Raw genomic sequence first — 12,345 nt, forward strand, 5'->3', positions numbered from 1 at the left:
TCAGTTGGCGGCCGGGGAGCCGAAGTAGCGGGTGTTGGCGGCGGCGATGGCATCCCAGTCGCCGCCGTGCGGGAAGCGGACCACGTCCCAGGTGGCGTCGAACAGCCGCTCCTCGGCGTCGGCGTCGCGCAGCGCGCTCGGCTCGGTGCCGGGACCGTCGACGAACACCGCGACGTTGGCGCCCGGGAGCCGGTAGACGAAGTCCGGAGCCGCGTTCGCGTCCGTCAGGAAGACGTCCTTCTCGTCCGGAAGCCGCAGGCCGCGTGCCTTCGCCCAGCCCAGGAAGTCGCCCTGCGCGGCCAGTTCGGACGCCGCCGCCTCGACCGCCGTGGGAGCGGCGGGAGAATCGGACAGCAGCCGCCGGTACTGCTCCGACCGGGACTCACCCCGCGACTCCCGCTCCGCCGTCGCCGACGCCAAGCGCACCAGCAGCCCGGCCACCGTGTGGCGGTTGATCTGAGCGTGGTCGAGCTGGTTGCCGTACGTGAGGAGGCACTCGTAGCAACCGCGCGCGCAGGCACGACCCGGGCGGTGCTCCTCGCCGCCCTCGTCCTTGCCGTCCTCGGAGAAGTGGCAGATCTCCAGCGCGCGGCGGGCCGCCTTGGCGAGGGCGTCGTCCTCGGCCTGGAGGCGGCGCAGCACGCCGGCGCCGCCCTCCGCGGCCTCCATGAAGAGGATGCGGCGCCTCGGGCCGTCGTCCGGCGGCAGCAGCTCACTGGACAGCTCGGCGTCCTCCAGCTCGAAGGCGGCCTCGATGCCGCGCTCCAGCGCGTACATCAGCGTCAGCGCGATCGGCTCGGGTAGCGCCTCGTCGAGGGTGACCACGAGGATGTTGCGGCGGTCCTCGACGAACGGGATGACCCGCTTCTTGCGCCGCCGTTCGTTGCCGTCCTCATCGACCGGCGGCAGCTCGCTGAAGTCGCCGACCGCCTCGGCCGCGTCCTTGTCCTTCATCCAGCGGCCGTCGGCCAGGTCCAGCCAGTAGCCCGGGGGTTCGTCGGTACGGGCGCGAACCCGGCCGGTGTTGGTGATGCGGATGGTGGCCGAGTCGCCGTAGGTGATCTGCGCCAGCTGGCCGTCAGGGTCGGCGATGGTGGCGTTGAGGCGGCCCTTGCGGATGCCGTGGTCGTGGAAGCGGTACGAGGTCTCCAGCCGGAAACCGGCCCGGCGCCGCTCCTCCTCGTCCGAGGAGATCCGCTCGCGGCGGGTGGTGTACACGGTGTGCAGGTGCAGCAGGCCGTAGGTCGCGGCGCCCAGCGTCTCGCCGCAGAAGCCGCAGCGGTCCTCGCGCTCCTTGGGCTCGTGGTGGTAGCCGCAGTTCGCGCAACGGCGGGCCTCGCCGGTGGTCAGCTCACCGGAGGAGTCCGGCGGCAGCTGGATGCGGGTGACCTGGTAGCGCGCGCCCTCGTGGTAGATCAGCGAGCCGGGACCGAACTCGCGGATGGCGAGGAAGCGGGGGCGCTGGAGGTAGTCACCGTCGCCGCGGCGGCGGCCGATCGTCGGGATGTACGCGGCCAGCGGCAGGCGCGGGAAGCTGTAGCCGGGCAGGAAGCCCTCGGAGGCCAGGTAGCGGTAGGGGTTGAAGTCGGAGAGGACCGACTTGCTGTCGACGCTCTCGTTCATCAGCAGGTTCAGCTGTGTCTCGGCCTCGCGGCGGCGGGCGTTGGCGCGGTTGCGGTCGCCCTCGGTGAGGCTGTAGTCCAGGCGCCGCTTGTTCTGGACGTACTGGTCGTCCAGAGCGGCCCGGAACAGGCTGCGCCAGCGGTCGAAGGCGCGGTCGAAGCGCTCGGCTACCGTCCGCACCTTGTCGTCGATCCAGTCGTCGTGCCACCACGTGGTGTCCGCGAACTCCTGGAACAGCGGGCCGAGGACGCGCAGTGCCGCGTTCACCGTGCGCCGCTGGGCGCCGTCGTCGTGGGCCGCGTCGCGGATGTCCGGCAGCAGGTGCAGGGCCGGGTCCGGGCGGTCGCCGGTGTCCGGGTAGGACACGTCAAGCACCTCGGGGATGGCCCGGCCCAGGCGCAGGCCGGCCTCGGCGATCCAGATGCCCTGGAGGTGAGAGAGGACCAGGTCCTCGTTGGCCAGGTCCAGACGCGGCGGGGCCACCGCGCCCGCCACCATCCGCTCGGAGCGGCGGAAGTAGTACTGGTCGTGGCTGTTGCCCGTCGCGCAGTACGTGGTCACCAGGGCGGGCTGGCCGCTGCGGCCCGCGCGGCCCGAGCGCTGGGCGTAGTTGGCGGGCGTGGGCGGCACGTTGCGCATCATCACCGCGTTGAGTTCGGAGATGTCGACGCCCAGCTCCATCGTGGGGGAGCAGTACAGGAGCTTCAACTCCGCTTTGCGGAACGCCTTTTCACGTGCCTCGCGGTCCTCCGGGGACACCTGGGCCGTGTGCTCGCGGGCGTACAGGCCCGACAGCGCGTCGGCCGTCTCCCGGTACAGCTTGAGGAAGAACGTGTTGATGCGCGGGCCGTCGCCACTCTGGTACGTACGGGTCAGCGGGTCGTGCGCGCCCGACTCGCCCTTGCCGGCGCGCCAGACGAGCGACTGGGCGGCCACCCGGTAGCCGGTCGTGACGGCGGATGACGACCTGCGGTAGCGCCCGGCACGCTGCGGGGCGACCTCCACTTCCTTGACCAGGCCCGCCTTGGTCAGCACCTTCAGCAGCTCGGCGATGATCAGCTGGAGATCGTCCTTGTCCAGGTCGCGGAAGGTACGGTCCGCGCGGCGCAGGTACTTGCCGAACTTGCCGCGGGCCGAGAGGAACAGGCTCGAACGGTCCGTGCCGGGCCGGGAGGGGTACGGGTAGGCGGTGCCGACCCGGGGCTTGTCGGCGGCGGACAGTACCCAAGGGTCGACCAGCCGCTCCTCGCTCGCGCGCTGGAGGGAGTCGAAGGTGTCGTCGCGGAAGTACGACACGTCGATGGCGAGGGAGCGGCGCATCTCGTCCAGCAGGGCCTTCGTGATCTCGGCCCGCAGCGCCGGGTCGGCGTCCCGCAGCGCCTGGTGCGTGCCCTCCCAGCGGTCCTGCTTGGCGGCGACCCAGTCCAGGTCCTCGTAGTCGATCTCCAGCAGGCCCGTCTGTTCCAGGTTGGGCATGGTGATGCGCCAGCCGCGCTCGAGGTCGAGGTAGAGGCGGAACGCGATCACGTCCCGCAGGGTGCGGGCCGCGTTGCGTGCCAGCGACGGCGGCAGGTCGGCCTCGCCGGTGTAGTCGGCGGGGGAGACGGCGAGGGCGTTGGTCACCGCCGAGGCCAGCTCCTCGTGGTGCAGGCCGTCCTCGCCGGTGTCCAGTGCCGCTCGGTACAGCGCGCCGCGCAACTGGGTGATCTGCACGAAGTCGTTGAAGTGGCCGGCCTGGAGGGAGGCGTCCTGACGGTTGTCGACGAAGGTGAGGAGTTTGCGCGCCTTCGGGTCGAGGGCCTCCTCCGGTACCGACTTCAGGGAGCGGACGATCGACGCCGAGACCAGCGAGGTCGCGGAGGAGCGGCCCTCCTGGTCCAGCGTCGCCAGCTTGGCGAAGTCCCGGCCGCGCGTCTGCTCGTACGCCACGCCGCAGTGCAGGCAGAACAGGAAGGGCGAGGGGATGAACGCGGCCTTCAGCTCGCCCTGGCCCTCGCGGCCGAACGCGTCGACGGTGACGGCCCTCGGCACCCGGTCGCGGTACGCGCGCTTGACGACCTCCTGGCCCTTGTCGTCCAACTCCAGCCAGGACTCGGGCAGTCGGCGGTCGTACACCGCGTACTGCACGTTGGACGGCCACTCGCGCTCGTGGTCGACGTAGAGGTAGCCGTCGCCCTGCCGGCCGCCGGTCGCCGAGGTGTCGCGGCGGGCCTCGTAGCGGACCTCGCCGTCCTTCTCCGTACGCCACACCGTCAGGTACTCCTGGCCGCACTCCCGGCAGAACGCCAGCGGTATCAGCGACTTGCCGCCGCTGCCCGGCTGTTCGAGCTGGTAGGAGCGGGTGAGGTGGCGGGAGGACTTGTCCTCCAGGGTGACGTAGACGGTGTCGCCCTTGGAGAGGAACTGGTGCAGGCGGAACGCGAACAGCGGCCGTTCGTTGCGCGGGTTGAGTGCCTGCGAGCCGGCCTCCAGGGTGGCGCGGATCGCCTTCGCGCAAGTCTCCTCGTCGACGCCCGACGTCTCGTGCAACTCGCGCGCCGCGACCTCGATCTGCGTCGGCGGCCGGCGTACGAGGCGGCCCGTGGCGTCGTCCTCGACGAGGCCGAAGCGGTCCTCGATCCAGCGCGCCAGAGAGTCCTGTGCCAGGTCGTCGTAGGCGCGCGGGGCGGGGGAGGTGAGGCGCTCGGCCGGTACGGTGGCGGGCGCCTCGCCGGTCGCCCGGACCAGGGTCTCGCCGATGACGTGCTCAGGACTGACCGTCGTGCCGAACAGTGTGCTCGCCACACCGGCGACCACCTGCCGCTGGTCCTCCAGCGTGCCCTCCGTCGACATGGTGGCCGACGTGCCGATGCACTGCAGGTTCTCCGCCTGGCATGCCTCGCGGACACGGCGTATCAGCAGCGCGACGTCGGCACCCTGACGGCCGCGGTAGGTGTGCAGTTCGTCGAAGACGAGGAACTCCAGGCCCCGCGCCATCTTGATGAGGCTCGCTCGGTCGGCCGGGCGGGTCAGCATCAGCTCCAGCATCACGTAGTTGGTGAGCAGAATGTCCGGCGGGTTGTCGCGGATCTCCTTGCGCTTCTCGTCGTCCTCCTGGCCCGTGTAGCGGGCGAAGGTGACCGGCTCACGGCCTGCGCCGTAGCCGTCACGCAGGTACTTCTCCAGCTCCCGGAGCTGGCTGTTGGCGAGCGCGTTCATCGGATACACGATGATCGCCCGCACGCGCTTCGGAGCGTTCGGGCCCTCCTCGTCGCGCTCGTGCAGCACTTTGTCGACGATCGGGACGATGTAGGAGAGCGACTTGCCGGAGCCGGTGCCGGTCGTCAGGACGTACGACGCTCCCGAGGCGGCGGCGTCGATGGCGTCGCGCTGGTGCCGGTGGAGGAGCAGCGGCCGGCCGTCGCAGACGGTACCGCCCTCGGTCTTCTTCGCCTGGAAGATGCGGGCGCACTCGGGGTGCAGCACCTTCTGCTGGGCGAGTTCGACCACCGTGCCGCCGCCCTGGAAGAACGGGTTGAGCGACAGCCAGGGGTTCGGCCACTGGGACTTGGCGTCGAGGTCCTTCTCGACGTACCCCTTGATGCGCTCGTCACGGATGACGGTGCCGCCCTCCGTGAAGGAGCGGTAGTCGCGGATGAGCGCCTGATGGACCCCGAAGACGTCCATGCCGGCGCCGGAGCCGGTCACCAGGACGGGCTGCTGCGGCGGGGTGGTCACCGGGGCCGGGGCGGCCTCGCGCAGGGGGAGAGTCGGGTCCCGATCGCTCCAGGCGGGGACGAGGCTGGTGTCGTCCGACGGCGGTACGGCGAGGGGGAGCAGGGCGTCTCGTACGGTCACGGCGTCGGCCGGGCGGTTCGCCGGGTCCTTGGCCAGCAGGCGATCCACGAGACGGGCAAGTTCAGCGGGGACCTCGGGGCGGATCGCGCGGACCGGGCTGGGCTCTTGATGGACGTGACGCTCGGCGAGCTCGTACGCCGACTCGCTCGTGAACGGGGGGACGCCGACCAGCATCTCGTACAGCACGCAGCCCAGCGCGTACAGGTCCGCGGCCTGCGTCACCTGCTTGGCCTGGCACTGCTCGGGCGCCATGTAGCGGGCCGTGCCCACGCTGACGCCTGTGCTGGTCAGACGGGTCTGGTCCGGGTCGTCGACGATGCTGCCCATACCGAAGTCGAGCACCTTGACCGTGCCGCCCCGCGTGAGCATGACGTTGGCGGGCTTCAGGTCCCGGTGGACCACGCCCTTCGCGTGCGCGGCGGCGAGGCCGGCGGCGATCTGGGCGCCGATGGCGGCGACCCAGGCGATAGGGAGCTGGGACTCCTCCTCAATGAGGTCGCGCAGCGACTCGCCGTCCAGGAACTCCATCGCCAGGTAGGGCAGATCGTCACAGTCCGCGGCGATGCCGCCGGCGATGAGCCGCGTGAGGTTGGGGTGGTCCCGCAGTGTCCGCATGATGGCCACTTCGCGGGCGAAGCGCTCCACGGCCTTTGTGTCGCCGCTGGTATCGATCCGGCCTCCTGTGCGGCGACGCAGGATCGTCTTCACGGCGACGGTGCGTTCGGGTGAGCCCTTGGGAGCGTTCAGGTCCTCGGCCTGGTGGACCTCCCCCATGTTGCCCCTGCCGATGACGCGCCCGATGCGGAATCTGCCGTCGACGAGCTCGTGGCTCACTGGCCGCTCCTCTGCCTACTGCTCGCGTTCTCGCGGTTCCGAACCGGAACGCGCCCCCTGATCTGCTGCCGCACGGCCCATCGTGTCAGAACGGACAGTGAGGCAGCCGTTACTGTACACGAATTGACTCTGACTTTATAGGCTTATACTTGTTGACATCGTCAACGCGTTCTCTCAGGTCTCATCGTGAGCGGAGTGGGTGGCGTGCAAGGTCGAACCGCCGTGAAGCGACTGTGCCCGGCTTGAGGTGGGCGGCCGTGAACGGTGTCGCGCCCGAGTCGGTCTTTGTGTAGATCCTGCAGCCCATGAGGCTCGACCAGGCCGAGTGGGGCCGGCTGCGATACATGTCGGCCTGGTTGGGTCTGTATGACCAGGACGTGCGTGTGCATGTAGACGCAGACCCTCCGGATGTGGAAAAGGTTGCACATATTGGTGAGGAAAATGTTCCTCGGTGCTGGTGTGGTGCAAGCGCTGCTTCCGGGCTATGTGGACACCGACGGATACGTGACCTCCAGAGCGGTGGACGGCGTCGCCCGGCCGGCGGGACTCGGTACACGGAAAGATGGCTGCGTTGAAGGCCTGGGCCGCCCTGGTCGCGGGGCTGGCGGTACGGGGGAGGGGCGCTTCTGTTGTCCCGGGAACCGTTTCCTGAGGCCGAAGTTTGCGGTCGGTCTCGCGTACCGCTGCGGCGCGGATCGCGTGGGGCGGGAGCCTGACGCCGCGGAATCGAGCAGACTGCCGCCCGGTGATCTGAGGATCACGGCTCACGTGGGCCAGCGCGGACGAGGGTGCTCATCCGGATTCCGGTCCGCATGCACGAGCAGAGGTGCAAGGTGACGGCTGCGGAACGCGCCTGTGCCGCGCAGGGGCGTCCCGCGACGGCCGTCGACGTGGCGGTGGAGTGCGACATGACCGAATAGGTGGTGGAGGAGGCCACGGACTCCGAGGGTGTCTTGTCAAGATCATGCCCGACGAGCGAGTCTCGTATCCGGACTTCCGCATCACGGCGCTTGGGCGCACCGCCTGACGAGAGGCAGATTTGCCTGAAGCTCATGGAGTCGGACTCGGACACTTTCGAGCGCATCGAGACCCTCTGGACGGGGAGGGCGACGCAGTCCCCGACCCGGAGCGCTTGTGGGCGGAGCGCCGCCTTGCGTAGCCACCAAGGTAGCCACGGAAGCGCCCTCCCTGCACGATTGGACAGGTCATAGCGTCGCGAGGGCTCTCCCCGGCGTACAGCCCGACTCGTCTGCCGCTAAGGGCCTCTGATCTGGGACGGAGGCCCTTTCCGATCTTTCGGGGGCTTGCCGCGTTACGCGGCGGAAAGTCCCTCAGACAGAGCTGAAAGTCCCTGGAGCTAAGGGGCGGTCGAAGCCTCTGAGCTGCCCAGCACCAATTTGACGTTTTCCCTGTTCAGGGGCGGTCTGGGTGAGTGTAGAGGGTTGAGATTCGGCCCGTGTTCTCTTTCCCGGGCCGCCCCTCGATCGTGTGCAGCCGCCGCTGATGGTGACAGCGACGGACGACAGCTTGGCGTCGTCTGCGCCAGTGCGACCATCTCAGTGCGCGTGCACTGATGAAGGGTTGGTGAACGGCGAGGCAGGAGTGGCCAGTTGCCAGGAGCCGCCGAACTTCTGCCACGGTGAGGGGCGCAAGGCAGGAACCGTTTCTGCTGGCCCCTTTTTCCGCGGCGTCGGCGGCCATGACGGCCAGGAACGCGAGCGCCAGCATGGCCGAACTCGTGCGTACGAACTGGAACCGCTGCTGCGTCCGTACGGCGACGTGCGCGAGGGGTACCGCTGCGAACCGGCGGCGGCCTGAGTGTCACCACGCGCTGCAAGGCTCTGACTTCGGACGCTACGGTGTGCGTGAAGCCTGAGTCGGGTGGGGGGGACCCATGTCATTCCAGACGCCCATCACGATCGCCAGCGCGTTGGAGAAGATCCATCGTCGCGAGTACGTGTTGCCTGCGATTCAGCGTGAGTTCGTCTGGTCGCGGGACAAGATCACGCGCTTGTACGACAGCCTGATGCGCGGATATCCCATCGGCTCGTTCCTCATGTGGCAGGTCCACGAGGGCAATTCCGGCCGTTTCGCCTTCTACGACTTCATGCGTGACTACCACGAGCGCGACAACGCCCACTGTGCGCCGACCGGCCCGCTGGGCAGCCGGGCCATCACAGCGATCCTGGACGGCCAGCAGCGACTGACGGCACTCAACATCGGCCTGTGCGGGTCCTTCACAGCGAAGCTCCCGCGCATGTGGGCGAACAACCCGCTCGCTTATCCGAAGAAGCTCCTCTACTTGAACTTGTTGCACCGCGGTCAGGACGACGACCTGGGGGTCGAGTACGACTTCCGGTTCCTCACCCAAGAGGAAGCCGAGGCCGGCACCGAGAGCGGCGACGCTCAGTGGTATCGCGTTCAGGACATGCGCGAGGTGCGCACTGTCGGGGACGTCATTCGCACGCTTCAGCAGCACGGGGTCGCGGACAACGCCACCGCTGGCGACGTGCTTACCCGACTCCACGAGGTCGTTCACGTCACCCCGACGGTGAACTTCTTCCTCGAGGAAGCTCAGGAGTTGGACAAGGTGCTCAACATCTTCATCCGGGTCAACTCGGGAGGGGCGGTCCTCTCCTACTCCGACCTCCTTCTCTCGGTGGCAACCGCCCAGTGGGTCGAGCACGACGCGCGCGAGACCATCCACAGGCTCGTCGACGAACTCAACGCGATCGGGCAGGGGTTCGCCTTCGGCAAGGACCTGGTCCTCAAGGCCGGCCTGGTGCTGCTGGGGAAGGGCGACATCCGCTTCAAGGTGGACAACTTCGACCGCGACACCATGACCAATCTGGAGAAGCACTGGACCGAGATCGAGAGCGCGCTGCGCCTCGGGGTGGCTCTGCTCGCCGACTTCGGATTCTCCGGCGTCACCCTCACAGCCAACAGCGCGGTCATTCCTCTGGCTTACTACCTCCACGGCCGAGGCCTTGGGGACAACTACCGCACCTCGGAGGCGTTCAGGGACGACCGTGCGGCGATCCGCCGCTGGCTTCAGCGCTCACTGATGAAGTCCGGCGTGTGGGGCAGTGGCCTGGACCGGCTGCTCACCGGTCTGCGCACGACCCTGGAGAAGGAGGGCGCACAGGGGTGGCCGACCGAGGCCGTCGAACGTGAGATGGCCCGGCAGGGCAAGTCGCTCCGCTTCGACGAGAGCGAGATCCACGACTTGTTGGATCTCAAGTACGGATCGAAGCGGCTGTTCCCGATGCTCGCGATGCTGTACCCGGGCGTCGACACCAGGGACCACTTCCACGAGGACCACATCTTCCCGCGCAGCCTCCTGCGGTCACGGACCAAGCTGCGGGCGGCCGGCCTCTCCGAGGACGCCCTGTCGTTCGTCGAGGACCGCGTAGACAGAGCGGCGAACCTCCAACTGCTCAGGGGACCCGAGAACATCGCGAAGCAGGCCGACCTGCCGGCCGTCTGGCTCAGGAAGCACTTCGACTCGGATACCTCACGCGAGAGTTGGCTGAGGGAGTACGACGCCACCGGCCTGCCTGAGGACGTGACCGGGTTCCCGGAGTTCTATGAGGCCCGTCGTGCGCGTATGCGTCAGCGCCTTGCGGCCGTCTTGGGTAGTGCGGCTTCCGCGGAGCAGGCCGGGGACACACGGGATGTCCCGACCGCCGTGCCGGAGGACGAACCGGATCCGGGGAACGAGGGGCTGTGAATCGGTGTGCCAGCCACGCTGAGCGGCCAGAGGGCGGAACAGGGAGGCCGATTCTCGCTTTCCTGTTCCGCCCCGCCCGGCTCTCCCGGGTCAGCGTCGGTCTGTGGCTCGCGGGTGCCCCGTACCGGCGAAGGTGATCCAGCAGGTCTCCCGGACGGTGTCGAGGAGGTACCAGATGCGGCCGCCGCCGGTTACCTCGATCTGCCACTGCTCGCAGGTCTGCCCGCGGTGGGTGCCATGCGCCAGACCGCCCTTGAGGTGGTGGTGCCGGGGAGTCTCGGTGGCCGGTCTGGGGGCGGTGCGCATAGTGACCCAGGCGCGGTAGGTGTTCTCACGGGCCTGCTGGGCGAGGCTCTCCCAGCCCTTGGCAGCGGCCGCGTCGGCGAACCGGACTTCCCAGTGGCCCCCTGGTGCCGGAGGTGCGGCGCGGTCACCGCGGCCCGCGGTCATGCTGCATCCCGAGGGTCTGGTACCGGCCCGTAGTCTTCGCCGTGATCCCTGGTGAGTGCGGCCAGCAGTTCGGGGTCGGAGTAGACCTCGGCGGTGTGCTGCCAGGCGATGAGCAACTGGGCGACGGACGCGCTGTTGCCGAGGGAGTCGGCAGCGCGCATGGTGTCGACCAGTTCGACGGCGAAGGCGTGGAGATCGGACTCGGGAAGGAAGCGGACCCAGGGGAAGGCGTCCGGCAGTATGTCGAGGAGCAGTTCCATGCTGCCGGGCTCCCGGCGCGCCATCGCGACCAGCATCCGGGTGGCTGCTGACACCACGGTCTGGTCCTGCTCGGCCCGCGCCGCGGTGGTGAGGACCAGATCCTCGCCATCTCTGCGGTGCAGGAGCAGTCTCGGCGATTCCTGGAGCCGGGCTAGCGTCTGCTTGTTCTTGTTCACCAGCTCGGAGAAGTTCACGGCTGCACTCTCGGCACTCATGACTTTGAAACTACTTCGAAATTCGACCTGGTGCTATCACCCAGAGGAGGGACGCGGAGTAGTGGACCTGTTACACGCCGCCTCGCGAACGGTCGGCTGCGGACAGTCGGTCCCGGGCTCTCTCGCCGCAGTCGAAGTTCGCAGCGGATCCGCAGGCTCAGTGTGGATCACGGACGATGGCGACCAGCCTCTCACCGTCGGCCGGGCCTGGGCGCGCTTCAAGAGCAGCGCGCGCGGCTCGGCAGGCGGTCTGTGCGGTTTCCGCTTCTGAGCTGCTCCGGCCGCCAGGAGCCCTGCCCCGTGTGCCATGCTGTGGCGGTTTTCGGGAGGGGAGGGTGAGATGGCCGAGAAGCCGCTGACGCACAAGCAGGCGCTTGCCGCGGTGATCCAGGCGCTGGGAGGCACCTGGGACACCGAACGTGCCGTGCTGGCTCTACAAGTCGCCGGGTACCGGCCGGCGGACGACGATGCCGCGGGCAAAGAGGCCCGCCGCAACCTGCGCGAGCTCGCCAAGGACGGTCTGATCGTGAGACCGGACCCGGATCAGGCCGTGTATCGGCCCGCTTAAAGGTTGTCCCGCAATTGATCTACGGCTCGGCGATGCTGCGGGCGGGTCGGTCCGACGAAACGAAGGGGCCGTGGTAGCGGGCGGTGCGGGAGCACCAGTCGTAGTTGCCGCGGATGGCGGCTCGCATCCCTTGCGCGAAGCGGGCCACGTCGGCACGGGCGGGAGCGGACAGGCCGACGGTGCCGTACAGCAGCGGCAGTTGTGCCTCGGCCGTCAGGAACGCCTGCATCCAGTTGTTGATCATGCGGTAGGCGGTTTTCAGCGCGTCTGGACGGGTGCAGGCTTCCTGCTGCTCCAGGACGAGGACGAGATTATGGCCATCACCGCGGGCTTCTTCCTTGGCTAGCGAGTACACGTCGTTGACGATGTTGATGTTCTGGCTGTCGGCGTCCCGCATGGTGCGCAGTTCGGGGCTGTCGTACACGGCGTCGGGAACCTCGCAGCGCCAGATGCGTTCGACCGCGTCCCACAGGGGTGGCATGAATCCACTGGCGTGGCGCAGTTGCAAGTATTCCGCCACGTCAGGCCAGACGTCGTCGCGGCGATGGACGGCTTCCTGTACATGGGCCTGTAGGTACTGCTCCCAGTGCCGTACTGCGCGCTCACGCCAGGTGGGGGACATCCCGTCCTGCTCGCGTGCCCACAGGTCGGCGAAGGCGACCGCGACTGGGGGCGCTTCGTGCGGGGTGGTGCCGGGGGGGGGTGCCTCTATGTCTTTCGTCAAGCGAGGCGTGGGGTTCTGGGTTCGTAGAAGGTGCCGTCGCGGAGCATGGCGAACAGCACGTTGATCCGTTGTCGGGCCAGGCGGAGAAGTGCTTGGGTGTGGG

Annotated in this window: 6 protein-coding genes and 1 pseudogene; 2 read left to right on the plus strand and 5 right to left on the minus strand. The window is 68.6% G+C overall.

Annotated elements, in window-relative coordinates; all coding sequences use genetic code 11:
* Together LJ657_RS03925 and LJ657_RS49315 are read right to left on the minus strand one after the other, a co-directional pair.
* Positions 1-6,294 (minus strand): protein kinase domain-containing protein, encoded by a 6,294-nt coding sequence (locus LJ657_RS03925; RefSeq protein WP_232646757.1) that lies wholly within the window; start codon positions 6,292-6,294, stop codon positions 1-3.
* 1,556 nt (positions 6,295-7,850) lie between these two features.
* Positions 7,851-8,025 (minus strand): annotated as a pseudogene (locus LJ657_RS49315) (IS701 family transposase); the annotation flags it as partial.
* 163 nt (positions 8,026-8,188) lie between these two features.
* Here LJ657_RS49315 and LJ657_RS03935 point away from each other — a divergent pair.
* Positions 8,189-10,024, plus strand: a complete 1,836-nt coding sequence (locus LJ657_RS03935; RefSeq protein ID WP_232646759.1) for a DUF262 domain-containing protein — start codon at positions 8,189-8,191, stop codon at positions 10,022-10,024.
* A 90-nt stretch (positions 10,025-10,114) separates the two neighbouring features.
* Here the strand turns inward: LJ657_RS03935 and LJ657_RS03940 are convergent, their stop codons facing one another.
* Positions 10,115-10,474, minus strand: a complete 360-nt coding sequence (locus tag LJ657_RS03940; RefSeq protein ID WP_232646760.1) for a hypothetical protein — start codon at positions 10,472-10,474, stop codon at positions 10,115-10,117.
* A complete protein-coding gene (locus LJ657_RS03945) occupies positions 10,471-10,950 on the minus strand; it encodes a hypothetical protein (RefSeq protein ID WP_232646761.1) in 480 nt (159 codons plus the stop codon). Before LJ657_RS03945 ends, LJ657_RS03940 begins: the two co-directional genes overlap by 4 nt.
* Positions 10,951-11,290: 340 nt before the next feature.
* Here LJ657_RS03945 and LJ657_RS03950 point away from each other — a divergent pair, with 340 nt between their 5' ends.
* Positions 11,291-11,518 (plus strand): hypothetical protein, encoded by a 228-nt coding sequence (locus LJ657_RS03950; protein WP_232646762.1) that lies wholly within the window; start codon positions 11,291-11,293, stop codon positions 11,516-11,518.
* A 19-nt stretch (positions 11,519-11,537) separates the two neighbouring features.
* Here the strand turns inward: LJ657_RS03950 and LJ657_RS03955 are convergent, their stop codons facing one another.
* Positions 11,538-12,242 carry a terpene synthase family protein gene (locus LJ657_RS03955; RefSeq protein ID WP_232646763.1) on the minus strand — a complete coding sequence of 235 codons (705 nt, stop codon included), beginning with the start codon at positions 12,240-12,242 and terminating at the stop codon, positions 11,538-11,540.
* Positions 12,243-12,345 lie beyond the last annotated feature (103 nt).

This window comes from Streptomyces guryensis, from assembly GCF_021261325.1.
Taxonomy (GTDB): Bacteria; Actinomycetota; Actinomycetes; order Streptomycetales; family Streptomycetaceae; genus Streptomyces; species Streptomyces guryensis.